Below are 22372 nucleotides of genomic sequence, written 5' to 3' on the forward strand. Positions count from 1 at the left end.
GGGTGAGTGCGCCAGGGCGTGCTCACATCGGCAGCGTCGACTTGGTGTATGGCGACGTCTTGATCTCGAGCCCGTCGGGCTGCGTCGCGGGGCGTGCGCTGCGCCGGTATCCGAGGCGCGCGAGCGCGATGGCCAGCACGGCCGCGAGCAGGTACGCGCTCGCGCGCGCAAGGAACGTATCGGCCGGCTTGTGGTTGCGCCAGGGGCCGCCCGCATCGGCGAACACGAGGAAAGTGAGCGCGGCGTCGAATACGAACGCAAGCGCGATCACGCCGATATACACGCGCGTGCCGTGCACGCGCAGATCGGGGCGCATCGCGCGCACGATTCCGCACGTCAGTTGCACGGCGGCGAGCAGCGCGAGATTGGAAAGCAGGCAGCAGACGAAGGTGTACATGAGACGTATCGGACAACGCACAAAAAAGGCGGCCGAGGCAGTGCGTACAAGCGGCGCAGCGCGTGCCGGGCAGGCGGCCCGCGCCGTGCGGTTTGCGCGCTAATCGCGGATCGTTCGTGAATCGGCTGCAAGTCGGTCGCGGATCGACCGCAAATCGGTCGCCATCGCGGCGCGATCATGGCACGACGACGTTTCTCGAAAAATGGGCCTCACGCGAGTTGCAGCGCGCCTCGCGGCGCGCATTGGCGCGAGCGCGCCGTGTGGCGCGGTTCAGGCGGATTTGTGAAGCATTGTCAGGCGGCGGCGCGAGGGTTGTATCGACGCAACTGGGCGCAAAAGTTGCGGCGCAACGCCTGGGCAGCGATGCGTGCCGCTTGCGCTTGCATCGCGCCCGCTGCGGATTCGGCAGGCGTTCAGAACGCGTCGGCCAGCATCGCGAGAGGCGGCGTGCCGCTCGCGAGGTAGTGGCAGAGCCACTGGCACGCGGGGCCCGTTGCGGCGTCCGTGCGGTGGATCAGCGTGATGTTGTAGTTCACGAGGCCGCGGTCGGCGAGCGCGATGCGCACGAGGCGCCCGGCTTCGAGATCGGCTTCGACGAGATGATGCGGCATCGAGCCCCAGCCGAGCCCCGCGAGCAGCAGGCGGTGCTTCGCGCCCAGGTCGCCCAGCTTCCATGCGCGGTTGCTGTACACGCCGAAGGTCTGGCCGAGGGTGAGCCGGCTGCGGTCGGTCAGCACGAGCTGGGTGTGCTCGCGCGCGTCGGAGATGCGCACGGGCTGCGCGGCCAGCGCGAGCGGATGACTCGGCGCCGCCACCAGCACGAGCTCGACGCTGCCGATCGCGCGCGCCTCGATCACGTGCGGCCAGTTCTGGTTCGGCCCGCTGATGCCGATTGCGCAGTCGCCGTCGAGCACGAGCTTGAGCACGCCGCCAAGCGCCTCCATGGTGAGGTTCAGGGCCACGGTCGGAAAGGCCAGCGCGAACGCCTGCAGCGCCTCCACGAGCCGCTGGGACGGAAACATCACGTCCACGGCGACCGAGACCTCGCCTTCGAGCCCGCGCTGCAGGCCGGCTGCCTTGGCGTTAAGCTGACCCATCAGCAGATCGAGACGGCGCGCATCGGCAAGAATCGCGCGCCCCGCGGCCGTGAGCTCGGGCTTGCGCTTGCCGCGCTCGAAGAGGGCGACGCCGAGCAGCGCCTCCAGGTTGGCGATCGTGTAGCTCACCACCGATTGCGCGCGATCGAGCTGACGCGCCGCCGCCGAGAAGCTGCCGGTTTCCGCCACGGCAATCAGCGCGCGCAGCTGTTCGAGACTCGGCGAGCGGTCCATGATCGACCTATCGAAAAAATGGATGGTAATGATCCATTTTAGACGATTGTTTGAATAGCTGACGCCGGGTTAAAGTGCGCGTTCCCTGTTGAGGATGTCCATGTCGATGAATCGTTCCGTCAAGCCCACCGGCCGCTACAGCGGCGTCGCCATGCTGCTGCACTGGCTGATCGCCGCGCTGATCGTCTGGGGTTTTGCGCTCGGCTGGATCATGACCGACATCCCCGGCATCACGCCCACCAAGCTGCGCTACTTCTCGTGGCACAAGTGGATTGGCGTGACGGTGCTCGCGCTCGTGCTGGTGCGCATCCTGTGGCGCGCCACCCACGCTTCGCCAGCGCTGCCGGGCAACATGGCCGGCTGGGAGCGCGCCGCCGCGCACGCGGGCCATTTCGCGCTGTACCTGCTGATGGTCGCGATTCCCGTGACCGGCTATTTCTATAGCTCCGCGGCGGGCATCCAGGTCGTATACCTCGGTATCTGGCCGCTGCCCACGATCATCGGCCCCGACACGGCGCTCAAGGGCGTGCTGCGGCTCGTCCACATCTCGCTCAACTACACGCTGCTCGCCGTGGTCGTGCTGCACGTGCTTGCGGTCGTGAAGCACCAGTGGCTCGATCGCCAGAACATTCTTGCGCGGATGCTGCCGTTCGGCACGCCGCGCGACTGAGCCCGGCGTGCAGCGGCGTGCACTTGAAGCGGTGCGCGCCCGGCTTCGTCGTCCTTTTACCGCTCACAGCGAACCGATTGCTCATGATCCAACGTCTTGCCTCCAAAGTTTCCGTTGTCGCGCTCGGCGCGGCGCTTGCCGCCGGCGCGGCGTTCACCGCCTCTTTCGCCATGAACGCGGACGCCGCGGCCGAAGCCGCGAAGAGCTCCGTCTCGGCCGTGTTCAAGCAGATGAACGTGCCGGTGGAAGGGCGCTTCAACCGCTTTAACGCCGACGTGCATTTCGACCCGGCCAACGCCGCGGGATCGAGCGCAAAGCTCGACGTCGAGGTGGCGAGCTTCGATCTCGGCGCGCCCGACTACAACAAGGAAGTGGCCGGCGACGAATGGTTCGACGCCGGGCACTTCCCGCACGCCACCTTTGTCTCCACGCAGATCAAGGCGGGCGCGAACGGCGCGTATTCGGTCGCGGGCAAGCTCACGATCAAGGGCAAGACGACCGACGTCGTCGTGCCGGTGCAGTACCACAAGGACGGCGCCAACCAGGTGTTCGACGGCGCGCTGCCCATCAAGCGCCTCGCCTACGGCATTGGCTCGGGCGAGTGGAAGGACACGTCGATCGTCGCCGACGACGTGCAGATCAAGTTTCACATCGTGACCGCCGCGCACTGACGCGCGCTGGTTAATCGTTTCATGCGGCGTTTGAGTTGCCGCTTTGCGCGTCAAATTATTCGCCGCATTTCATTTCGCCGTTTTACTCGCATCAGGACTGACGCTTTCATGAAGATCACTTTCATTGCTGCCGCTGCGCTGGCAGCCGCCATTGTCACGCCCGCGTTCGCCGCGCCCACGACGTACAACCTCGACCCGTCACACACCTTCCCGAGCTTCGAAGCCGACCACTTCGGCGGCGTCTCGGTCTGGCGCGGCAAGTTCACGAAGAGCTCGGGCACCGTCGTGCTCGACCGCGCGGCAAAGACCGGCACGGTTGACGTGACCATCGATGCCTCGTCGATCGATACCGGCAACCCGACGCTCGACAAGCACGTGAGCTCGGCGGAATTCCTCGATGCGACCAAGTACCCGACTGCTGTCTATAAGGGAACGTCGATCAGGTTCGACGGCGACAAGCCGGTTGAAGTGATCGGCACGTTCACGCTGCACGGCATCACGAAGCCGCTGAATCTCAAGATCGATTCCTTCAAGTGCATCCAGAACCCGATGCTCAAGCGCGAAGTGTGCGGCGCCGACGCGACCGCTCAATTCGACCGCTCCGACTACGGCATGGACTTCGGCAAGACCTATGGCTTCAAGATGGCCACGACGCTGCAGATCCAGGTGGAAGGCATCAAGGCTGACTGAGTCCATGAGCGGACGCTGCGCTTGAAGGCAGCGTCCACCGCAGCTCATAGTAGCCCGTGCGCGTGTTGCGCACGGGCTTTTGTATCTGCATCGCCTGTGTGTTCCGCGTGCGCTGGTCAACCTGCGGGCAATGCAAGCGGTGGCGGAAACTGAGTAGAACCAGGCAAATTGCGAGTAGTCCGCGAGCGCAAGAACCCGCACTCGTATAGCTGAACTTAGTGGATGGCCGAGCCTTCGTTCTCCGCGCGCGGCGTCAGCGCGACATCGACGACTTGCGAGTGCCAGATGCCGCAGGTCGCCTTCACGGGCACCCAGGCGTACTTGCCGCGCACTTTGGCAAAGCCGCGCAGATGAATGAGCGTGTCGATGGGCGAGGCGTGCTCACTGGCGCCCGGCGACGAGACGCGCGTGATGGCGCCTTCAGGAACGGGCGTTTCGATGTGTGCGGTGAGCGCGCGCCGATCCGGCACGAGCAGCGAATCGTAGCGCTGGCCATGATGCACCCACTCGTCGAGCGCGGCGACGCAGTTCACGACGACGTCGGGCACGCGAATGCGGCGCAGATATTCGTAGCCTTCGGGCGGGGTTTGCATTTGCGCCTGTACGCGCAGACTGATCCAGAACAGCGCGAGCAGGGCGCAGGCGAGAGTCGAGAACTTCATGATGACGTGGCCTGTGCGGCGAAGAGGGGGCAGCGGGGAGGGGGAGTATACACGGTGACGCGCGGAGGGCGCAGCGAGGGCGGCCAGGGCGAAAGCAGGTGCTACAAAGCAAAAAGCCCAGTCGCGAGGACTGGGCTTTCTGATTGATTCTTTGGTAGGCCGTACGGGATTCGAACCTGTGACCAACGGATTAAAAGTCCGCTGCTCTACCAGCTGAGCTAACGACCCAAAAGAGAAGCGAGAGTATAGCGATGCTCTCAGCGGGTGTCAACCTGTGCGGCCCGATTGCCGAAACCCAAATCGGGCGCACCCGGGATACGCACAATCATGTCCGAGCCGGGCAGCGCTTATTTGAGCTGTGACAGCTTGCTCTGCGCCGTCTGCGCCACATCCGAGCTGCCGTACTGCGAAACGATCTGCTCGAGCGTGCGCTTGGCCGCAGCCTTTTGCCCCTGCTCGATCTGATTGTTCGCAATCGCCAGCAGCGCCTCGGGGGCGCGCGGATGCTGCGGATAGTTCTTGACCACGTTCTGCCACGTCGCGGTCGACCCCTTATAGTCCTTCATCGCGTAGAGCGCGTTGCCGAGCCAGTATTGCGCGGTCGGCTGGTACGGGCTCTGCGGATACTTCGAGATGAAGCTGCGGAAGGCCGAAGCCGCCTTGTTGAAGTCGCCGCTGCGAAACAGTTGTGAAGCGGCGTTGAACGAATCCGTCTCACCCGGCTGAACCGTGCCCTGCACGCCATCCACGGTTTGCTGCTGCGGCTCGAACTTCTTGAGACGCGTATCCAGATCCGTGTAGTAGTCCTTCTGCTGCTTCTGCAGGGTCGCCAACTGGTTCGCCATGTCCTCGTTCTGTCCGCGTAGCGTCGCGACCTGCTGGTTGAGCTGGTCGAGGCGGTTGGACTGATCGAGGATCGTGCGCTGGGCGGCGGACAGCTGGCTAGACAGATTGTCCGTTTTCGCGCGCAGGTCGAGAATCGCCTGGCGCGCCTGATCGTCATCGAAGAGACCCGCGTGAGCCGGCAGCGCCACGAAGGCGGCACCGGCTACGCAGGCGGCTGCGGCAAGGCGCAGCGGGGAGAAACGGTGCGACATACGCCCCTTCATCCAATACTCAATTACTGTTGGTACACGAGGTCAGCACGGCGGTTCTGCGACCACGAAGCTTCGTCGTGGCCCAGCGCGACCGGCTTTTCCTTGCCGAGGCTGACAGCTTCCATCTGCGAATCGCCCACGCCGTCGAGCGCGAGGACGCGGCGGACAGCTTCAGCACGCTTTTGGCCCAGTGCCAGGTTGTACTCGCTCGAGCCGCGCTCGTCGGTGTTGCCCTGGATCAGGACGTGACGCTGCGGATGCGTCTTCAGGTACTGCGCGTGAGCTTGCAGCAGCGACTGGTAGTCGTCCTTGACCGAGTAGCTGTCGAAGTCGAAGTACACGCTGCGCTTGGCGAGCGGGCTGTTCGGGTTGTCCAGATCGTCGACGTTCACCTGGGCAACGGCGTTCGGGTTCGGCTGGGTGCTCATCGCGCCCGTGTTTTCGTTTTCGCCGGTCTTCACGCCCGACTTACACGCGGCCAGCGTACCGATCATCATGACGGCCAGGGCCAGGCGGACTTTATTCGACATCATTGTTGCTCTCCTGAAGTGTTATTGCATGAAAGGACCCCAGGACGGCTCGCGTACGATGCCGCCCTGAACGGACAGGATTTGCCGCGTCCGACCGTCGGTCGATACGGCAGCCAGCACGCCACGGCCGTTCACCTGAGTGGCGTAAAGAATGTACTGACCGTTCGCCGCGAAGCTGGGCGATTCGTCGTGTGTGGTGTCGGTGAGCGCCGTGGCGACGCCGGATTGCAGATCTTGAATGTACAGCTTAAATCCGCCGCCCGTGCGTGAGATGTACGCCAGTTGCTTGCCGTCGGGGCTGATCTTCGGGCTCGTATTGTAGTTGCCGGTGAACGTCACGCGCTGGGCTGCGCCAGCGTTTTCGCCCTGGGCCGGCATCTTGTAGATCTGCGGCTGGCCGCCGCGGTCGCTCGTGAAGTAAATCCAGCGTCCGTCAGGAGAGTAGGTGGGTTCCGTGTCGATCGTCGTGCCTTGCGTGAGGCGGCGCAGACCGGAGCCGTCGGAATTGACGGCGAAGATCTGCGTGTTGCCCGTACGCGACAGTGCGACGGCGAGCGTGCGGCCGTCCGGCGACCATGCCGGTGCCGAGTTGTTGCCCTTCTGGTCGGAGATCATGACGCGCCGCCCCGTGGGCAGGTCATGCACGTAGACGATGGGCTTTTTCTTTTCGAAAGAAACGTAGGCGACCTTGGTGCCGTCAGGCGACCAGGCCGGCGAGATGATGGGCTCGGGGCTCGAGAGCGCGATGTGTGCGTTTTGCCCGTCGGAGTCCGAAATCTGCAACTGGAAGCGGTTGCCCGTCTTGATCACATACGACAGACGCGTGGCGAACACGCCGCGGTCGCCGAGCAGCTTCTGATAGATGTAATCCGCGACCTTGTGCGCGGTCATGCGCAGACCGCTCGGCGGGCTCTGCAGCACGAGGCCGCCGAGGCTTTCGCCCTTCACCGTGTCATACAACTTGAAGCGCACTTCGTACTGGCCGTTGGCGAGCTTGTTCACGCTGCCCGCAACGAATGCGTTGGCGCCCTTGGCCTTCCAGCTGCCGAGATCGACCGAGTCGTTCTCCGAGATCGGTGCGCTGCCGGCGTCAATATTGGTGAATTTGCCGCTGCGGGCGAGGTCGGCGCGCACGATGGCGGCGACTTGCTCCGGAGAATTCGCATCGCCCGCGAAATTTGCCGTGGCGATGGGGAACTGGGTGGCGCCCACGCCGGTGACGAGGACGTTGAGTTGTGCGTTCGCTGCGCCGCCGACTGTAATCAGGCAAGACGCGACGAGCGTTCGCAGGCCAAGCTTCGTCATCAAACTCATACTGTGCTGTTTCCTGAAAAAGCGATTTTTGTCACACCGAAGAACAGCAGACAGACCCGAAAACATTCGAATCGTTCCTGGGCCTGCTGCCATGCATCGGCTTCCCGGTGCCCTGTTTGCGCGGTCAACCTGCCGGGCGCAAAGTAATTTTAAAGCTCGACGGTGTCTTGCCGTCCGTGTCAAGCGGCATCGGGTCCGAGCGCTGGACCGCACGCAACGCGGCCTCGTCCCACTGCGAATTACCGCTGCTCCGCGAAATCGTGGCCGAAAGCAGCGTGCCGCTTGGCGAGCAATGCACCGCGACTTCCGTTTCCAGACCCGACGTCTCGCCCGCCCAGATAATGTTCGGACGCACGCGCCGGCGCACCTTGTCCGCGTAACCCGGCGAAGCTGCGTTGCCGCCCGAGCCGCTGCCGGTGCCGCTCTTCGCGAGACCGTTGCCGCTCGTGCCTTCGCCGCCACCCATCGAGCCTTGCATCTGCGCGATGCGCGCGCGCCGTTCGGCGTCGAGCTTTTTCGCCTGGGCATCGGCTTGCGCCTTGGCCTTGGCGGCCTTTTCGGCGTCGGCCTTCTTCTGCGCGTCGAGCTTCGCCTGCTTTTGCGCTTCTTCCTGCTGCTGCTTCTTGAGCGCTTCTTGCTGTTGCTGCTGCTTGAGCTTGTCGGCGGCGGCCTGCTGTTCCTGCTGCTCCTGCTGCTGTTGCTTGAGCTTTGCCTGCTTCTGCTGCAAGGCGAGCTGCGCGGCCTGCTGGGCCGCGAGCTGCTGCTGGCGCTTCGCGTCGGCTTCCTGCTGCGCCTTCAGACGCTGCTGCTCGGCCAGTTGCGCTTCGCGCGCCGCTTCCTGCTGCTTACGCTTTTGCCGTTGCAGCGCGATGTCCGCCTCTTCCGTTTGCGGCGGAGGCGGGGCAGGGGTGACCGGCACGGGCGGCGGGGGCGCAGGCCGCGGCGTCGACATATCCGGCACCTCGGTCCAGAGTTCCGCCTCTTCACCCGCCGGCGTGCTGTTCTGCCAGTGGATGCCGTGATAGAGGAACAAGCCGAGCAGCACGTGCATGACCACGGCGAGCGCGACAGCACGTCCCGTGCCCCGCTCGCGCGGAGGCTGCAGCGGATACGAATCGTTGTTCCGGATCATTGCGATTTGACGAGCAGTCCGACACGTTTGACGCCGTGCGACTTCAGGTCGGACATCACGTTCATCACCGTCTCGTACTTGACGGACTTGTCGGCTGCGATCACCACGGGCTGGTCGGGATGACTCTGCTCGCGGTCGGTGACGAAGGCGTTGAGATCGGCGCGCGACATGCTTTCCTGCTGCGTGGCGCCGGCATCATCCTTATAGCGTACGCTCAGATTGCCGTCAGGGCGAATATTGACCACGACGGGCGGCACCTGCTGCTGCTGGCTTGCGCCGCCGACGGTCGGCAGGTTGACGATGGACGGCGCGACCAGCGGCGCCGTCACCATGAAAATCACGAGCAGCACCAGCATCACGTCGATATACGGCACGACGTTGATGTCGGCCATCGCACGACGCGAGCGGCTGCCTCGCATACTCGAACGGGTTGAGCCTCCCATCTTCGACTCCTTGCTGACTGGTGAAGATTAGTGGGCCTGACGCTGCAGGATGTTCGAAAACTCTTCGATGAACGTTTCGAAGCGGATCGCGAGGCGGTCGATGTCGTGCGCGTAGCTGTTGTACGCGACCACCGCCGGAATGGCGGCGAACAGACCGATCGCGGTGGCCGTCAGCGCCTCGGCAATGCCGGGCGCGACGTTCGCGAGCGTGGCCTGCTGCACGTTCGCGAGGCCGCGGAATGCGTTCATGATCCCCCAGACCGTGCCGAACAGACCGATATACGGACTCACCGAGCCGACCGACGCGAGGAACGAGAGGTTTGCTTCGAGCGCATCCATTTCGCGCTGGAAGGCGGCACGCATCGCGCGCCGTGCGCCGTCGAGCACGAGGCTCGGATCGTTCAGGCGCTTCTCCTTGGCCTTGAGGAATTCGCGCATGCCCGACTCGAAGATACGCTCGAGCGCGCCGATCGTGTGACGGTTGTTGGCTGCGCTCTGATAGAGCGCCTGCAGGTCGCCGCCCGACCAGAAGTCGCGTTCGAAATTCTCGGTTTGCGTGCGCGCGCGGCGGATGGCAAACCACTTGCGGAAGATGAAGGTCCAGGAAATCAGGGACAGCAACAGGAGCAATCCCATCACCGCCTGTGCCAGTACGCTCGCATTAAGGACGAGAGAAAGGATCGACAGATCTTGTGTAGTGTTCATAGAGGTTCTTGGTAACGTCCCGCAAGGGGCGAGCGGCTGCAAGGCAACGCGAATTTTTCCGAAGGCAAATGGAAAGGCGTCGCGCCGCTGCAACCGAACCCAGCTTGGTCCTGAATCGACCGACGCGAGTTCACCGGCGTCGTATCAACGGCATTTACTGCGCCGCCGTTGACACACCCGGCAAGACTTTCTTCATGCCCCGCTCCAAAGCTTCAAAAACGTGCTCTGGAATGGGCGCGGGGCGCATTTCTGCACCATTCACGCAGGCAATGCGAATCTTTCCGATCACTAACAGCGTGTCGCCGCGCCATGCAGTTTGCATGAAATCGACCGAAGCGCGGCCCAGCTTTTCCACACGGCTGACGATCGTCACGACGTCGTCGAGACGGGCCGGCGCCCGGTAGTCGAGCGTGGTGCTGCGCACGACGAAGAGCTCGCCGGATTCCTCGGCGAGCTTGTGCTGGTCGACGCCGCACGCGCGCAGCCATTCGGTGCGCGCGCGCTCGAAGAACTTCAGGTAGTTCGCGTAAAACACGATGCCGCCGGCATCGGTATCTTCGTAATAGACGCGTACCGGCCAGGTAAAGCCGGCTGCGGCCCGTGATGGGGTCGCATCCGGGTTGCGGGTAGATCTTTCCATGCCGCGCATTCTACCGGAACGCGTAGTCGCCACGCCGTTCGTACGACTGAATCACGAAAGTAAAATGTAATGTTTTAGCCTCGATGGACGCTGAGCCCGGCGAAGGCCTGCGCGACCGGCATCAGCTCGATCGTATTGATGTTCACGTGCGCGGGACGCGTGGCGATCCAGTAGATGGAGTCGGCAACGTCCTCTGCGCTGAGCGGTTGCACATCCTTGTAGACGTTGGCGGCTTTCGAGTCGTCGCCGCGAAAGCGCACGCTGGAGAATTCCGTCCCGCCGCACAGGCCGGGCTCGATATTCGTCACGCGCAGCGCGGTGCCCGCGAGGTCCGCGCGCAGATTGAGGCTGAACTGGCGCACGAACGCCTTGGTCGCGCCGTAGACATTGCCGCCCGGATACGGCCAGCTTCCCGCCGACGAGCCCAGATTGACGATATGGCCGCGGTTGCGCGCCACCATGCCCGGCAAGAACGCATGGGTGACCCGCACGAGACCCGCGCAGTTGGTGTCGATCATGGTCTCCCACTCGTCGAGATCGGTCTTGTGCGCGGGTTCGACGCCGAGCGCGAGGCCGGCGTTGTTGACGAGCACGTCGACTTCGGCAAATTCGGGCGGCAGCGCGGCCGGTGCGGCTTCCACGGCGGCGCGGTCGCGCACGTCGAGCTCGACCGGCAGGAGGGCGTCGCCCAGCTCCGCGGCGAGGGCGTCGAGGCGGTCCTTGCGGCGCGCCGTGGCGACGACGCGGTGGCCGCCCTTGACGAAGGCCCGGGCGATAGCGGCGCCGAATCCCGCGGATGCGCCGGTGACGAAGACGATCATGGTTGCTCCCTGGTCTGTGGAGGGCAAAGAAAGGGGAGAGCCTACTTGCAATGCGGCGCTGCGGCAAGGAAGCGGCAGAACACGCGCAAGGCGCGCCGCAACGAGGGGCGCATTGCCGTGCACAGCCGGGTTTTTGGGGTGCGTTTGCCGGCCCTCGCACAAGGGCTCGGGGCGCAGCATTGGGCGGCCACCGTGGCCGCCTCCCAGGTTGCCTATTCCGGTCGCATCCAATACACTAACGCGCTCAATCCCTGCGTGACTGGCGATAGGGTCCCTGAATGGCAACGGTTGTAATAATTGCCCTTCAAGCTGCGTTTGGCGCGGCTCAAACAGGGGCTCAAGGTGGAACGACCCACCGTGAAGCGCAGGGTGCCGTTTTGCCGTTCGCCTGGGCAGCCAAGTTTTGCGCGCTTCATCAAGCGCTGCTGGGCCTTCACGGGCCGTGGCTGTCCTGCCTCGCGTGTGCGGCACCTTCTTCCGCCACGTCAAGGCTGGCCTCTTCGCCAGCAGCGCCGCGTACCCGCTACGCGTTCCGCGCGAGACCCGGTCAACCTGAACACACTTAACGGAACCCGTATGTTTGACAGAGCCGAAAGCACCATCGCCAACGTCGATCCCGAACTCTTCAAGGCGATCGAACTCGAGAACCGCCGCCAGGAAGAGCACATCGAGCTCATCGCGTCGGAGAACTACACGTCGCCCGCGGTCATGGCCGCGCAGGGTTCGCAGCTCACCAACAAGTACGCCGAAGGCTATCCCGGCAAGCGCTACTACGGCGGCTGCGAATATGTGGACGTCGTCGAGCAGCTCGCGATCGACCGCGTGAAGGAACTGTTCGGCGCGGAAGCCGCGAACGTTCAGCCGAACTCCGGTTCGCAGGCGAACCAGGGCGTGTTCTTCGCCATGCTCAAGCCGGGCGACACCATCATGGGCATGAGCCTCGCACACGGCGGCCACCTCACGCACGGCTCGCCGGTCAACATGTCGGGCAAGTGGTTCAACGTCGTGAGCTACGGCCTGAACGAAGCCGAAGACATCGATTACGAAGCCGCCGAGAAGCTCGCGCAGGAGCACAAGCCGAAGCTGATCGTGGCGGGTGCCTCGGCGTTCGCGCTGCGCATCGACTTCGAGCGTCTTTCGAAGATCGCGAAGAGCGTGGGCGCGTATTTCATGGTCGACATGGCGCACTACGCGGGCCTCGTGGCCGCGGGCGTCTACCCGAACCCGGTGCCGTTCGCCGACTTCGTCACCACGACCACGCACAAGAGCCTGCGCGGCCCGCGCGGCGGCGTGATCCTGATGAAGGCCGAATACGAGAAGCCGATCAACTCGGCAATCTTCCCGGGCATCCAGGGCGGTCCGCTCATGCACGTGATCGCGGGCAAGGCCGTGGCGTTCAAGGAAGCGCTCTCGCCGGCATTCAAGGAATACCAGCAGCACGTGGTCGAAAACGCACGCGTGCTGGCCGAAACGCTGGTCAAGCGTGGCCTGCGCATCGTCTCGGGCCGCACGGAAAGCCACGTGATGCTGGTGGACCTGCGCGCGAAGAAGATCACGGGCAAGGCTGCCGAAGCCGTACTGGGCGCCGCGCACATCACGGTGAACAAGAACGCAATCCCGAACGACCCTGAAAAGCCGTTCGTGACGAGCGGCATCCGCCTCGGCTCGCCGGCGATGACCACGCGTGGCTTCGGCGTGAAGGAAGCCGAGCAGGTGGGCAACCTGATTGCCGACGTGCTCGACAATCCGGAAGACGCCGCGACGATCGAGCGCGTGAAGGCGCAGGTCGCCGAGCTGACCAAGCGTTTCCCGGTCTATCGCTGATCCAGGCTGTAATCCATCATGCGCTGCCCTTTCTGCCGGCACGAAGACACGCAAGTGGTTGACTCGCGCGTGTCCGAGGACGGCGCCGCCATCCGGCGCCGCCGCCGCTGCCCGGCCTGCGACAAGCGTTTCACGACGTACGAGCGGGTCGAGCTGGCAATGCCGGCGATCGTCAAGAAGGATGGCAGCCGCACGGAATTCGACCGCCGCAAGATCATGGCGAGCATGCAACTGGCGCTGCGCAAGCGGCCCGTTGCTGCCGACGCGATCGACGCGGCGGTCGCCCGCATCGAGTATCAACTGCTCGGCAGCGGCGAGCGCGAAGTGCGCAGCGAGCGCCTTGGCGAGCTCGTGATGGGCGAGTTGCGCGAGCTCGACAAGGTCGCGTTCGTGCGTTTTGCCTCCGTGTACCGGCGCTTCGAGGACGTCTCCGAATTCGAGGACGTCATCGAAGAGTTTCGCCGTGCAAGCGGTGCTGCCACGCCGCCGAAGAAGCGCTGAGCGCTTGCGCGTTTCATCTGGGCGCTTGCGCGTTTGCTCCGAGCGTTCGCGCATTTTCCTTCCCCGCATTTTTCCTTCTCCCTGCCGTTGCCCGTGACCTTTGCATTGTCGCGGGAGGGCTCCGCGCGCATAAGCTGGCCGTTCGGCTAATTGTTCCGTTTCGCATTCGTCCGTAAAGTGACTGCAATCCCTCGACGATAAGGATTGCAGATGAAATGCGCCGGCTTCACGTTGATCGAAACGATGGTCGTGATCGTACTGCTTGCCCTGTGCGCCACGGCTACCGCGCCCACGTTCGCATCGTGGCGCACGCGCGACCAGGTCGATGCGCGCACGAACGCGTTACTCGGCTCGCTCGCCTACGCGCGCAGCGAAGCGATCCGGCGCAAGGTGCGCGTGAGCGTGTGCCGTATCGACGCCACGCGACATTGCCTGGCGGCTGGCAAGAGCTGTCCGTCCGGGCGGGCGGACTGGTCGTGCGGCTGGGCCGTGATAGCCGAACGCGCGGGCGTGCTGTCGTTGCTACGTGCGCAGCCCGCGCTCGATGAGATCGTCGTGGCGTCGGGCTTGACGGCGCTCACGTTCACACCGCCTGCGGGGCAGGCGATCGGCAGTCTGCGCAACTTCGAGATCGCGCCGCGCGCCGCTGCCGCTTCAATGCGGGGGGCGGGGTGGCGGCGCTGCATACGCGTTGCCGCGGGTGGGCGCGCGCGTGTGAGCGACGGTGCATGCGGAGCGGCGTCATGAGCATGCGAAGCGGGCATTTTCGGCGGAGTCCGCGCATCGCGCGCGGCGCGGCTTTGCTCGAAGTCGCGCTGGCGATGGCACTGATGTCGATGTGCGGATTGGGCTTGCTGGGTGCGCAGCTCGGCCTGGCGCGCCATGCGGTTGCCTCCGCCGTACGGGCGCGCGCCGCGTTCGCCGCCGACGCCATCGCCGAGGCTGCGCTGGAAGGGGGCACGGCGCCTCGCGACCAATGGAAGGCACGCGCTGCGCTCGTCGTGCCCGATGGGCACGCAAGCGTGTCCACTACGGCAGGCGAGGCCTCGCTAGTCGTGCTGACGTGGGCCGCGCTGCGCGACGAGGCCGCGCCTCGCTCGCCGCCGACCGCCGACGGATGCGAAGAGGCCCAAGCCGGCGGCGCGGAACCGGCACAAGGGCGAGCCTGCGTTGCGCTCGCGTTCGTCCAATGAAGCGCGCTGTGCCGCGCTCGTGGGCCAGCGCAGGGCACACGTTGCTCGAATTCACGATCGCCGTGGCGCTCGGTCTCGTCGTGATCGCGGGCGCGCTTGCCGCGTATCGCTCGCAGCGTCAGGCGTTCGCAGCCGCGATCGACGCCGCGCATATCCACGAAGCCGGCGTGAACGCGCTGACGCTCATGGGCGAGCAGATCCAGATGGCCGGCTTCGTAGGCGCCGACGCTGCGGCGGGGCTCACAGGGCCACCGATCTTCGGCTGCAGCGCCGGGCGTCCCACGGGTGCCAATGCGAGTTGGACCTGCGAGGCGCTTTCGAATCGCTCGGATGGCGTCGCGGTGCGCTATCGGGGCGACGCAGAATCCACCTGGCTGGCCGCGAATGGCCAGGTCACCGATTGCCTCGGGCAGGCGGTCGGGCCGCCTGCGACCGAGGTGCTCAATCGCTTTCATGCCAAGGCGAGCACCTCGACCGGCGAGCCCGAGCTCTACTGCGAAGGCTCCGGCAAAGCCGGTACGGCGCAGCCGCTCGTGGAGGGCGTCGAGCGCATGCGTGTGCGTTACTGGCTGGCGGGCGCCGCGCAGGCCGTGGACGCCGCGGCGCTCTCGCGCGACCAATGGGACTCGGTCGTGGCCGTCGATCTATGCGTGCTCGTGCGCGGCGCGCCGTTTGCCAGGCGCGTGCGCTACGTCGATTGCGATGGCGCGTCGGTCAGCGCCGCGGATGGCCGAGCGCGGCAGGCGTTCTGGCGTCACGTGGCGCTGCGCAATGTGCTGGCGGCGCGCTCATGACTTTCGCCGCGCGGTGTTCGCGTAACCGGCGCGTGACTCAGTACGGCGTCGCGTTGCCGGTCGTATTGTTGATCGTTTCGATGATGCTCGCCTCGGCGTCAGCGTGGTTCGAGGCGGCGCTGTTCGAGGCCCGCAACGCGGGCGCCGTCATCGATCAGCTGCGCTCCTTCCGTGCGGCCGAAGCGGCGCTCGTGCTCTGTACGCGCGCACTGGCGGACAGCACGGCGATAGCGCCATCGGCGCCGGCCCAGCCGGGCGAGCCGCAGGGCTGGCGCCGTCAGGACGTGTTCGAGGCGCAGGCCACGGCGCCCGTACGGTCGTGGCCCGGTTCCGCGAGGCCGCCGCAGTGCCTCGTCGAGGCGTGGCGTATCGAGGCGCGGCCAGCCGTGCGCGCATTTCTGGTGACGGCGCGCGGATTCGGTTCTACGGACGACGCGCAAAGCTGGTTGCAGTTGCAGCTCGTCCTGGAGGGCACGCGCATCGAGCGTCATTGGCGGCGCGTCGTAGCGAGGCCGTTTTGACCACGGCAAAAGGAGGGGAGATGCAACGCAGTGGGCGTGGCTTCAGCTTGCTCGAACTGGTCGTCGCGCTGGCGGCGATGGCCATCGTCGCGGCTTTCGCGTTGCCGGGATGGCGCAATCAGATCGCGCGCGGGCATCGGATCGATGCCGCCGCGGCGCTCTACCGCGCGGCGCAATTCGTTGATGCACAAAGTCCGTCGCCGGCTTCGCTCCCTGATGGCATGGATCAGGCGCCGCCGGGGGGCGCGTCGGTTTATCGGCTGAAACTCCTGGCAGCAGACGAAACGAACGGTGGTTATACGATCGTGGCCACGCCCACGGAAACGGGCCCGATGCGTGACGATCCATGCGGCGCTTTCACGCTCGATGCGAATGGCACGCGCGGCAATCAGGCGCCTGGTCTCACGAATGCGGCCGCGCCCGTGACGGCTCCCAATTCGCGCGAATGCTGGCGGGACCGATGAGCCGCGTAGCGCAGGCCGGCTTGAACGGCGCTTTAGCCGGTGATGTCGTCCTCTTCGGACGCGTAGCGCCGCGCGCCGCCGTTTGGCGCGCCGCGCTGGCGGCGCACCTGCTGCCAGATGCGCCAGGCTTCCCACGCCGTGAGCGCCAGGCCGCCCCATTTCACGACCGGACGGGCAGCCGAAGCGACGCTCTCGCGCAGCGGCTTGGCCAGCACGAGCGAGGCGATGGAGCTCAAGAGGGGATATTGCTTGAGCAGATTGCCGAGACCGGCGCCCACGCGGCCCACGTTTGCGCTTTTGCCGCCGAAACCCGGCACGAGAAAGCGCAGCCAGCTGAAGTGCGTGACGGCCTCGCGCAGCTCGACAACCGAGGCCGCCATCTCGGCACGCTCGACGCTCGCGCGCACGATCAGCAATTCCTTGCGCAAGGCGCGCAATTGCGGCGTCGACAGGTCGCGGGTACGCGTGCGTTCAGGGCGAAAGGCGTTGTCCGGTCGGGGTTGGCTCATGGATTGGGTTCGGGCTTGGGTGCGCGGCAGGCGATTGGCAAATGTGGGTTAGGGCTTGCGAAGAATTTCACGATCCTTCTCGAATTCTTCAAGCGTCGCCTGGAAGACGAGCGGCGCATTGCGCAGGCCACTGCGCGCTTTCAGGCCGCAGATGAGCGCACCGAGCGCGTAGAAGATCGTGATCCCGGCGAGCGCTTGCCAGCGCCAGGTGTCCCAGAAAGCGATCGCGACGAGCGCGGTCAGCGCGATCAGCGCCATGGCCCCTAGCAGCATCGACGCGAGTCCGAGGAACAGCACGCCGAGCAGGCGTTCCTTCTCCTCCGCCAGTTCGATGCCGATCAGCTCGAGCCGCGTGTGAAGCATCGCGAATGCGGAGCCGAGGAGACGGCGCACCGGTCCGTGTTCTTGTCGCTGCGAGTGGGTGTCTGTCGTCATGGCGAATGCGGTTGGCGAGCGCGTGTGCGCGCGAGGCGAATGCGCGAGGAAAGCGCCCAGAAAAGACAGGCCGGTGCAGCGCACCGGCCTGCAGGCTTGTGTTCGGCCGCGTAGCGCTCACGTAACGGCCACGGTAGACCCTGTGGCGCCGGGCTGGTGTGCCCGGCTCGCCGTGAACGCTGCGCATCGTCAGCCGCCTTGCGCGGGCCGCCCACGACACGTGGTGGCGAGCGCTGCGCGGCTGCACACCGCGTTGCTACTTGCGGTTGATCAACAAGCCCACGAGAACGCCCACTCCGGCGGCAATGCCGATCGACGTCCACGGATGCTCGTGCACGTAGTCGTCGGTGGCGCGCGCCGCCTTTTTGCCTTTCTCGACCACGACGACCTGAACATCGGCCGCCTTTTCCTTGGCTTGCTTCAGGCGCGTGAGGGCCGTTTCGCGAAGCTCCGAAGCACGCTCGCCCGTGGCGCTCGCTGCTTGCTTGAGCAGGTCCTCCGCATCCGCGAGGACGGTTTTGATATCCGACATCAGCCTCTCCTTGTTGACCTCTGACATTGACTAGCTCCCATCGTGTCACATCACGCGTGAATCGTAACAAAGATACGAGCGCTGGCAAGCTTGGCTGGCCGCCGCCAGGCAAGAATTCCGCACGATTCGTTCCTGCGGGCTCGCCTGGCGGCTATCCAGCGGATCGCGTGGCGCTGCCTTGCGCATGCTGTGAGCGCACTGGCATTCACAGTAAAACAAATGGAGTTGATCTGGTACTCAAAGTTTCCGCGATCGTAGCCAAAATTACCAAAACTCATAACGGTCTGACCCGATGTTCGTTCGCGGGGCCTGAGCAGACCCTGTATGCTTGAATGTAGTAAATGTCCACTGGATCAACGGGCCGTGCGCAACGGCTGGTCCACCACGTTCAAAGGAAACCGCACCATGAGTCTGCGTCTTGGCGATATTGCACCCGACTTCGAACAGGATTCGAGCGTTGGCCGCATCAAATTTCATGATTGGCTCGGCAATAGCTGGGGCGTGCTGTTCTCGCACCCGGCCGACTTCACGCCGGTCTGCACGACCGAACTCGGCTTGACCGCGAAGCTGAAGGACGAATTCGCGCAGCGCAATGTCAAGACGATCGCGCTTTCGGTCGATAGCGCGGAGTCGCACAACGAGTGGATCAAGGACATCAACGAGACCCAGGCGGCGAGCGTCGGCTTCCCGATTCTTGCCGATGGCGATCGCAAGGTCTCCACGCTGTACGACATGATCCACCCGAACGCGAATGAGACGTTCACGGTGCGTTCGCTCTTCGTGATCGATCCGAACAAGAAGGTGCGCCTCATCATCACGTATCCGGCGAGCACGGGCCGCAATTTCGACGAAGTGCTGCGCGTGATCGATTCGCTGCAACTCACCGACAACTATCAGGTCGCCACGCCCGGCAACTGGAAGCAGGGCGACGATGTCGTGATCGTGCCGTCGCTGAAGGACGAAGAGGTTCTCAAGCAGAAGTTTCCGAAGGGCTACAAGGCAGTGCGTCCGTATCTTCGCCTGACGCCGCAGCCGAACAAGTAAGGCAAGTCGCCCGGCCACGCTGCGCATCGCGCGCGGCACGCAGCGCGGGGGCAAGAAAGCAAAAGCGCCGCACGAGTCGACTCGTGCGGCGCTTTTTCATACGCCAACGGCTGCGAGCAGCGCGTTTAGAAGAACGCCTGGATACCCGTTTGAGCGCGGCCGAGGATCAGCGCGTGGATGTCGTGCGTGCCTTCGTAGGTGTTCACCACTTCGAGGTTCACGAGGTGGCGCGCCACGCCGAACTCGTCGGAGATGCCGTTGCCGCCCAGCATGTCGCGCGCGAGGCGTGCGATATCGAGCGACTTGCCGCACGAGTTGCGCTTCATGATCGAGGTGATTTCGACCGCCGCCGTGCCTTCGTCCTTCATGCGGCCGAGGCGCAGGCAGCCTTGCAGGCCGAGCGTGATTTCGGTCTGCATGTCGGCGAGCTTCTTCTGGATCAGCTGGTTCGCAGCCAGCGGGCGGCCGAACTGCTTGCGGTCGAGCACGTATTGGCGCGCCGTGTGCCAGCACGCCTCGGCGGCGCCCAGCGCACCCCAGGCGATCCCGTAGCGTGCCGAATTCAGACACGTGAACGGACCGCGCAGGCCCTTCACGTCCGGCATGATGTTCTCTTCGGGCACGAACACTTCGTCGAGCACGATCTCGCCGGTGATCGACGCGCGCAGGCCCACCTTGCCGTGGATCGCCGGTGCGGAAAGACCCTTCCAGCCCTTCTCCAGAATGAAGCCGCGGATGTCGTCCTTGCCGTCTTCCTCGAGCTTCGCCCAGACGACGAACACGTCGGCGATCGGCGAGTTGGTGATCCACATCTTGGCGCCCGAGAGCGAGTAGCCGCCGTTCACCTTCTTCGCGCGCGTGACCATGCTGCCCGGATCGGAGCCGTGGTTCGGCTCGGTCAGGCCGAAGCAGCCGATCCATTCGCCGCTCGCGAGCTTCGGCAGGTACTTCTGCTTTTGCGCTTCCGAGCCGAATTCGTAGATCGGCACCATCACGAGCGACGACTGCACCGACATCATCGAGCGATAGCCCGAGTCGACGCGCTCCACTTCGCGCGCGATCAGGCCGTAGGCCACGTAGTTCAGGCCGGGGCCGCCGTATTGCTCGGGGATTGTCGGGCCGAGCAGGCCGACTTCGCCCATTTCGCGGAAGATCGAGGCGTCGGTCTTTTCGTGACGGAACGCTTCGAGCACGCGCGGCGCGAGCTTGTCCTGCGAATAGGCAGCGGCGGCGTCGCGCACCATGCGCTCGTCTTCGGTGAGCTGCTGGTCGAGCAACAGCGGATCTTCCCAATGGAACTGGGCATGTGCGGCCATGGTGTCTCTCCTGTGTCGATCAGCGTTGGCGCTCGAGCTGTCGGCCGGCGTGAGTGCTTCAGCACTGACTCCGGCCCCACGCAGAGCACTGACTCTGATCGCATGCAAGTGGGTTGCAATCTCTCGAAATGGGCAATTTGCGCTTGACTGAAGTTCCGCTATGCGGAACAATGTTTTGCAAATTGATCCTAGTGTATCACCAGCCCGCTCATGTCTGCACCTGAAATGAATGCATCTTCATCGTTTTCCTCCGCGCTGGCAGAGGGCCCGATCGACGAGCGCAAGTTCGTCGTGGCGCTCGCGCGCGGGCTCGAACTGCTGCGCGCCTTCCGGCCCGGCGAGACGCTGCTCGGCAACCGCGATTTCGTCGAGCGCACCGGCTTGCCGAAGGCGACCGTCAACCGGCTCGCGTACACGCTCACCATGCTCGGCTATCTGCGCTTTGACGAGTCGCTCGGCAAATATGCGCTCGACGCCGGCGTGCTCTCGCTGGGCTTCGCCTTGCTCGCGGGCACGGACACGCTCGAGCTCGCGCGCCCGCACATGCGCGTGTTCGCACGCGAGGTGGGGGCGGCGGTGTCGTTGGGATGCCGCGACGGTCTCGATGTCGTGTACCTCGAGACCATCCGCAGCGAGACGGCGCTCACGCTGGGGCTTGCCTCGGGCTCGCACCTCTCGATGCTGACGAGTTCGATGGGGCGCGCGTACCTCGCGGTGCAGCCGCTCGACGTGCGCGCGGCGCTCTTTGCGGAGCTGGAAAAGGTGGCCGGCGCCGACGGCCCGGCCCAGGTGGCGGCGGCCAAGCGCGAGATCGAGGTCTTTGCGAAAGAGGGCGTCTGCTATTCGTTTCGCGACTGGCACGAAGACGTCAACGCCGTGGCAGTGCCGTTTCGCGAGCCGCGCGAGCGCCGCTGGCTGGTGCTCAGCTGCAGCGGGCCGGCTTCGTCGATGGGGCCGGACGTGTTTCGCGAACGCGTGGGGCCGCTCTTGAAGTCTCTGGCGCGCAGGCTCGGCGAGACGGTGTGATCCGCATTGCAGCAGGTGAAAAAAAGCCGACCCGAGGGTCGGCTTTTTGCTTGGAGCGGTGCGCCGGCTTAGTGGTTCAAGCGGCCGAGCAGCAGGAACTCCATGAGCGCCTTCTGGACGTGCAGACGGTTTTCCGCTTCGTCCCAGACCACGCTTTGCGGACCGTCGATGACCTCGGCGCTGACTTCCTCGCCGCGGTGCGCGGGCAGGCAGTGCATGAAGAGGGCGTCGGGGTTGGCGCGCGCCATCATTTCGGCGTCCACGCACCAGTCGGCGAAGGCCTTCATGCGCACCTCGTTTTCGGCCTCGAAGCCCATGCTGGTCCAGACATCGGTGGTCACGAGGTCGGCGCCCGCGCAGGCTTCGTTCGGGTCTTCGAAGACCGAGTAGAAGGGCGCGCTTTCCGGTGCGACGAGAGCGGGGTCGAGCGGGTAGCCCGGCGGTGTGGAGATGCGCAGCTTGAAGTCGAGGATCTGCGCGGCTTCGATCCACGTGTAGAGCATGTTGTTGGCGTCGCCCACCCACGCCACGGTCTTGCCGCGGATCGGGCCGCGATGCTCGTAGTACGTGAAGATGTCGGCCAGCACCTGGCAGGGGTGATATTCGTTCGTGAGACCGTTGATGACCGGCACGCGCGAGCTTTCGGCAAAGCGCTGGAGAATGTCCTGGCCGAACGTGCGGATCATGATGATGTCGACCATGCGCGAGATGACCTGCGCCGAATCCTCGATGGGCTCGCCGCGGCCGAGTTGCGTGTCGCGCGTGTTCATGAACACGGCGTGGCCGCCCAGCTGGAAGATGCCTGCCTCGAACGAGAGGCGCGTGCGCGTGGAGCTCTTCTCGAAGATCATCGCCAGCGTGCGGTCGTGCAGCGGATGATAGGTCTCGTAGTTCTTGAACTTGCGCTTCAGGATACGCGCGCGCTCCAGCACATATTCATAATCGTCAAGGGAGAAATCCTTGAACTGCAGGTAATGGCGTATGGTCCGGGAGGTCATGAAACGAAAACGGCGCCCGATCCGGCCTCGAACTGCAGGATTGGGCCGGCGACGCCGCTGCGGTTGGTGGTAAGTCAATGCAGCATAAAGGATTTTGCGCACTTTGACGAGT

Annotated in this window: 28 protein-coding genes, 1 tRNA gene and 1 riboswitch; of the genes, 12 read left to right on the plus strand and 17 right to left on the minus strand. The window is 64.8% G+C overall.

Annotation, left to right across the window (positions count from 1 at the left end; genetic code table 11):
• Positions 1-22: 22 nt before the first annotated feature.
• Positions 23-397, minus strand: a complete 375-nt coding sequence (locus E1956_RS06115; protein ID WP_134747828.1) for a hypothetical protein — start codon at positions 395-397, stop codon at positions 23-25.
• A 413-nt stretch (positions 398-810) separates the two neighbouring features.
• Complete coding sequence (locus E1956_RS06120; protein ID WP_134747829.1) at positions 811-1728, minus strand: LysR family transcriptional regulator; 918 nt, start codon at positions 1726-1728, stop codon at positions 811-813.
• A gap of 106 nt (positions 1729-1834) precedes the next feature.
• Between E1956_RS06120 and E1956_RS06125 the strand changes: the two genes are divergently transcribed.
• The 3 genes from E1956_RS06125 to E1956_RS06135 all read left to right on the plus strand — a co-directional run bounded on the left by E1956_RS06125 (position 1835) and on the right by E1956_RS06135 (position 3759).
• Positions 1835-2398 carry a cytochrome b gene (locus tag E1956_RS06125; protein ID WP_197732818.1) on the plus strand — a complete coding sequence of 188 codons (564 nt, stop codon included), beginning with the start codon at positions 1835-1837 and terminating at the stop codon, positions 2396-2398.
• 83 nt (positions 2399-2481) lie between these two features.
• A complete protein-coding gene (locus tag E1956_RS06130) occupies positions 2482-3069 on the plus strand; it encodes a YceI family protein (protein WP_028223063.1) in 588 nt (195 codons plus the stop codon).
• A gap of 108 nt (positions 3070-3177) precedes the next feature.
• Positions 3178-3759 (plus strand): YceI family protein, encoded by a 582-nt coding sequence (locus E1956_RS06135; RefSeq protein ID WP_134747831.1) that lies wholly within the window; start codon positions 3178-3180, stop codon positions 3757-3759.
• A gap of 215 nt (positions 3760-3974) precedes the next feature.
• On the opposite strand, the gene E1956_RS06140 is transcribed toward E1956_RS06135, so the two are convergent.
• From E1956_RS06140 to ydfG, 10 genes are all read right to left on the minus strand, one after another.
• Entirely contained in the window at positions 3975-4421 is a 447-nt protein-coding gene (locus tag E1956_RS06140) for a BspC domain-containing protein (RefSeq protein WP_134747832.1), read from the minus strand.
• A 152-nt stretch (positions 4422-4573) separates the two neighbouring features.
• Positions 4574-4649, minus strand: a tRNA-Lys gene (locus E1956_RS06145).
• A 119-nt stretch (positions 4650-4768) separates the two neighbouring features.
• Entirely contained in the window at positions 4769-5518 is a 750-nt protein-coding gene (gene ybgF, locus E1956_RS06150; protein WP_134747833.1) for a tol-pal system protein YbgF, read from the minus strand.
• Positions 5519-5541: 23 nt separating this feature from the next.
• Entirely contained in the window at positions 5542-6051 is a 510-nt protein-coding gene (gene pal / locus E1956_RS06155; RefSeq protein ID WP_134747834.1) for a peptidoglycan-associated lipoprotein Pal, read from the minus strand.
• Positions 6052-6069: 18 nt separating this feature from the next.
• On the minus strand, positions 6070-7362 hold the full coding sequence (gene tolB / locus E1956_RS06160; protein ID WP_134747835.1) for a Tol-Pal system beta propeller repeat protein TolB: 1293 nt from the start codon (positions 7360-7362) through the stop codon (positions 6070-6072).
• Between the two features lie 124 nt (positions 7363-7486).
• Positions 7487-8494: a cell envelope integrity protein TolA gene (tolA, locus tag E1956_RS06165; RefSeq protein ID WP_134747836.1), complete on the minus strand. Its 1008-nt coding sequence runs from the start codon at positions 8492-8494 to the stop codon at positions 7487-7489.
• Positions 8491-8937, minus strand: a complete 447-nt coding sequence (tolR, locus tag E1956_RS06170; protein ID WP_134747837.1) for a protein TolR — start codon at positions 8935-8937, stop codon at positions 8491-8493. The genes tolA and tolR overlap by 4 nt, the downstream gene beginning before the upstream one ends.
• Before the next feature lie 27 nt (positions 8938-8964).
• Positions 8965-9642: a protein TolQ gene (gene tolQ, locus E1956_RS06175; RefSeq protein WP_028223071.1), complete on the minus strand. Its 678-nt coding sequence runs from the start codon at positions 9640-9642 to the stop codon at positions 8965-8967.
• A 154-nt stretch (positions 9643-9796) separates the two neighbouring features.
• Positions 9797-10291 (minus strand): tol-pal system-associated acyl-CoA thioesterase, encoded by a 495-nt coding sequence (gene ybgC / locus E1956_RS06180; RefSeq protein ID WP_028223072.1) that lies wholly within the window; start codon positions 10289-10291, stop codon positions 9797-9799.
• 65 nt (positions 10292-10356) lie between these two features.
• The gene (gene ydfG, locus E1956_RS06185; protein WP_134747838.1) at positions 10357-11103 is read right to left on the minus strand and encodes a bifunctional NADP-dependent 3-hydroxy acid dehydrogenase/3-hydroxypropionate dehydrogenase YdfG; all 747 of its coding nucleotides are present in this window, start codon (positions 11101-11103) and stop codon (positions 10357-10359) included.
• A 245-nt stretch (positions 11104-11348) separates the two neighbouring features.
• A riboswitch (ZMP/ZTP riboswitch) is annotated at positions 11349-11504 on the plus strand.
• A 175-nt stretch (positions 11505-11679) separates the two neighbouring features.
• Here ydfG and glyA point away from each other — a divergent pair.
• The 7 genes from glyA (at position 11680) to E1956_RS06220 (ending at position 16400) form a co-directional block, all read left to right on the plus strand.
• Positions 11680-12927: a serine hydroxymethyltransferase gene (glyA, locus tag E1956_RS06190; RefSeq protein ID WP_134747839.1), complete on the plus strand. Its 1248-nt coding sequence runs from the start codon at positions 11680-11682 to the stop codon at positions 12925-12927.
• Between the two features lie 18 nt (positions 12928-12945).
• Positions 12946-13428 (plus strand): transcriptional regulator NrdR, encoded by a 483-nt coding sequence (nrdR, locus tag E1956_RS06195; protein ID WP_028220157.1) that lies wholly within the window; start codon positions 12946-12948, stop codon positions 13426-13428.
• A gap of 210 nt (positions 13429-13638) precedes the next feature.
• Positions 13639-14175, plus strand: coding sequence for a GspH/FimT family pseudopilin (locus E1956_RS06200; RefSeq protein WP_134747840.1), 537 nt, complete (start codon positions 13639-13641; stop codon positions 14173-14175).
• Entirely contained in the window at positions 14172-14621 is a 450-nt protein-coding gene (locus E1956_RS06205; RefSeq protein WP_134747841.1) for a hypothetical protein, read from the plus strand. Before E1956_RS06200 ends, E1956_RS06205 begins: the two co-directional genes overlap by 4 nt.
• Positions 14618-15415 (plus strand): PilW family protein, encoded by a 798-nt coding sequence (locus E1956_RS06210; protein WP_134747842.1) that lies wholly within the window; start codon positions 14618-14620, stop codon positions 15413-15415. The genes E1956_RS06205 and E1956_RS06210 overlap by 4 nt, the downstream gene beginning before the upstream one ends.
• On the plus strand, positions 15412-15936 hold the full coding sequence (locus tag E1956_RS06215; protein ID WP_232071299.1) for a pilus assembly PilX family protein: 525 nt from the start codon (positions 15412-15414) through the stop codon (positions 15934-15936). The genes E1956_RS06210 and E1956_RS06215 overlap by 4 nt, the downstream gene beginning before the upstream one ends.
• Positions 15937-15956: 20 nt before the next feature.
• Positions 15957-16400, plus strand: a complete 444-nt coding sequence (locus E1956_RS06220) for a type IV pilin protein (RefSeq protein ID WP_134747843.1) — start codon at positions 15957-15959, stop codon at positions 16398-16400.
• Between the two features lie 32 nt (positions 16401-16432).
• On the opposite strand, the gene E1956_RS06225 is transcribed toward E1956_RS06220, so the two are convergent.
• The 3 genes from E1956_RS06225 to E1956_RS06235 all read right to left on the minus strand — a co-directional run bounded on the left by E1956_RS06225 (position 16433) and on the right by E1956_RS06235 (position 17903).
• Positions 16433-16909: a DUF3318 domain-containing protein gene (locus E1956_RS06225; RefSeq protein ID WP_134747844.1), complete on the minus strand. Its 477-nt coding sequence runs from the start codon at positions 16907-16909 to the stop codon at positions 16433-16435.
• A gap of 48 nt (positions 16910-16957) precedes the next feature.
• The gene (locus E1956_RS06230; RefSeq protein ID WP_028220164.1) at positions 16958-17344 is read right to left on the minus strand and encodes a phage holin family protein; all 387 of its coding nucleotides are present in this window, start codon (positions 17342-17344) and stop codon (positions 16958-16960) included.
• Positions 17345-17600: 256 nt separating this feature from the next.
• Positions 17601-17903, minus strand: a complete 303-nt coding sequence (locus E1956_RS06235) for an ElaB/YgaM/YqjD family protein (protein WP_028220165.1) — start codon at positions 17901-17903, stop codon at positions 17601-17603.
• Positions 17904-18281: 378 nt separating this feature from the next.
• Between E1956_RS06235 and E1956_RS06240 the strand changes: the two genes are divergently transcribed.
• Positions 18282-18920: a peroxiredoxin gene (locus E1956_RS06240; protein ID WP_134747845.1), complete on the plus strand. Its 639-nt coding sequence runs from the start codon at positions 18282-18284 to the stop codon at positions 18918-18920.
• A gap of 125 nt (positions 18921-19045) precedes the next feature.
• On the opposite strand, the gene E1956_RS06245 is transcribed toward E1956_RS06240, so the two are convergent.
• On the minus strand, positions 19046-20236 hold the full coding sequence (locus tag E1956_RS06245) for an acyl-CoA dehydrogenase (protein ID WP_028220167.1): 1191 nt from the start codon (positions 20234-20236) through the stop codon (positions 19046-19048).
• A 225-nt stretch (positions 20237-20461) separates the two neighbouring features.
• On the opposite strand from E1956_RS06245, the gene E1956_RS06250 reads away from it, so the two are divergent.
• Positions 20462-21262: an IclR family transcriptional regulator gene (locus tag E1956_RS06250; RefSeq protein WP_134747846.1), complete on the plus strand. Its 801-nt coding sequence runs from the start codon at positions 20462-20464 to the stop codon at positions 21260-21262.
• A gap of 68 nt (positions 21263-21330) precedes the next feature.
• Here E1956_RS06250 and argF read toward each other — a convergent pair whose 3' ends face one another.
• Entirely contained in the window at positions 21331-22260 is a 930-nt protein-coding gene (argF, locus tag E1956_RS06255; RefSeq protein WP_134747847.1) for an ornithine carbamoyltransferase, read from the minus strand.
• Positions 22261-22372 lie beyond the last annotated feature (112 nt).

Source organism: Paraburkholderia pallida, from assembly GCF_004524855.1.
GTDB classification, from domain to species: domain Bacteria; phylum Pseudomonadota; class Gammaproteobacteria; order Burkholderiales; family Burkholderiaceae; genus Paraburkholderia; species Paraburkholderia oxyphila.

Bases quoted from the DNA above. Each gene is read 5' to 3' on its own strand.
- tolA (WP_134747836.1), bottom strand. From the start codon at position 8,494: ATGATCCGGAACAACGATTCGTATCCGCTGCAGCCTCCGCGCGAGCGG.
- E1956_RS06135 (WP_134747831.1), top strand. From the start codon at position 3,178: ATGAAGATCACTTTCATTGCTGCCGCTGCGCTGGCAGCCGCCATTGTC.
- E1956_RS06240 (WP_134747845.1), top strand. From the start codon at position 18,282: ATGAGTCTGCGTCTTGGCGATATTGCACCCGACTTCGAACAGGATTCG.
- E1956_RS06200 (WP_134747840.1), top strand. From the start codon at position 13,639: ATGAAATGCGCCGGCTTCACGTTGATCGAAACGATGGTCGTGATCGTA.
- pal (WP_134747834.1), bottom strand. From the start codon at position 6,051: ATGATGTCGAATAAAGTCCGCCTGGCCCTGGCCGTCATGATGATCGGT.
- tolR (WP_134747837.1), bottom strand. From the start codon at position 8,937: ATGGGAGGCTCAACCCGTTCGAGTATGCGAGGCAGCCGCTCGCGTCGT.
- E1956_RS06220 (WP_134747843.1), top strand. From the start codon at position 15,957: ATGCAACGCAGTGGGCGTGGCTTCAGCTTGCTCGAACTGGTCGTCGCG.
- argF (WP_134747847.1), bottom strand. From the start codon at position 22,260: ATGACCTCCCGGACCATACGCCATTACCTGCAGTTCAAGGATTTCTCC.
- ybgF (WP_134747833.1), bottom strand. From the start codon at position 5,518: ATGTCGCACCGTTTCTCCCCGCTGCGCCTTGCCGCAGCCGCCTGCGTA.
- E1956_RS06120 (WP_134747829.1), bottom strand. From the start codon at position 1,728: ATGGACCGCTCGCCGAGTCTCGAACAGCTGCGCGCGCTGATTGCCGTG.
- E1956_RS06210 (WP_134747842.1), top strand. From the start codon at position 14,618: ATGAAGCGCGCTGTGCCGCGCTCGTGGGCCAGCGCAGGGCACACGTTG.
- E1956_RS06235 (WP_028220165.1), bottom strand. From the start codon at position 17,903: ATGTCAGAGGTCAACAAGGAGAGGCTGATGTCGGATATCAAAACCGTC.
- E1956_RS06250 (WP_134747846.1), top strand. From the start codon at position 20,462: ATGAATGCATCTTCATCGTTTTCCTCCGCGCTGGCAGAGGGCCCGATC.
- E1956_RS06140 (WP_134747832.1), bottom strand. From the start codon at position 4,421: ATGAAGTTCTCGACTCTCGCCTGCGCCCTGCTCGCGCTGTTCTGGATC.
- tolQ (WP_028223071.1), bottom strand. From the start codon at position 9,642: ATGAACACTACACAAGATCTGTCGATCCTTTCTCTCGTCCTTAATGCG.
- nrdR (WP_028220157.1), top strand. From the start codon at position 12,946: ATGCGCTGCCCTTTCTGCCGGCACGAAGACACGCAAGTGGTTGACTCG.
- E1956_RS06215 (WP_232071299.1), top strand. From the start codon at position 15,412: ATGACTTTCGCCGCGCGGTGTTCGCGTAACCGGCGCGTGACTCAGTAC.
- E1956_RS06115 (WP_134747828.1), bottom strand. From the start codon at position 397: ATGTACACCTTCGTCTGCTGCCTGCTTTCCAATCTCGCGCTGCTCGCC.
- tolB (WP_134747835.1), bottom strand. From the start codon at position 7,362: ATGAGTTTGATGACGAAGCTTGGCCTGCGAACGCTCGTCGCGTCTTGC.
- ydfG (WP_134747838.1), bottom strand. From the start codon at position 11,103: ATGATCGTCTTCGTCACCGGCGCATCCGCGGGATTCGGCGCCGCTATC.
- E1956_RS06130 (WP_028223063.1), top strand. From the start codon at position 2,482: ATGATCCAACGTCTTGCCTCCAAAGTTTCCGTTGTCGCGCTCGGCGCG.
- E1956_RS06245 (WP_028220167.1), bottom strand. From the start codon at position 20,236: ATGGCCGCACATGCCCAGTTCCATTGGGAAGATCCGCTGTTGCTCGAC.
- E1956_RS06230 (WP_028220164.1), bottom strand. From the start codon at position 17,344: ATGACGACAGACACCCACTCGCAGCGACAAGAACACGGACCGGTGCGC.
- glyA (WP_134747839.1), top strand. From the start codon at position 11,680: ATGTTTGACAGAGCCGAAAGCACCATCGCCAACGTCGATCCCGAACTC.
- E1956_RS06225 (WP_134747844.1), bottom strand. From the start codon at position 16,909: ATGAGCCAACCCCGACCGGACAACGCCTTTCGCCCTGAACGCACGCGT.
- E1956_RS06125 (WP_197732818.1), top strand. From the start codon at position 1,835: ATGAATCGTTCCGTCAAGCCCACCGGCCGCTACAGCGGCGTCGCCATG.
- E1956_RS06205 (WP_134747841.1), top strand. From the start codon at position 14,172: ATGAGCATGCGAAGCGGGCATTTTCGGCGGAGTCCGCGCATCGCGCGC.
- ybgC (WP_028223072.1), bottom strand. From the start codon at position 10,291: ATGCGCGGCATGGAAAGATCTACCCGCAACCCGGATGCGACCCCATCA.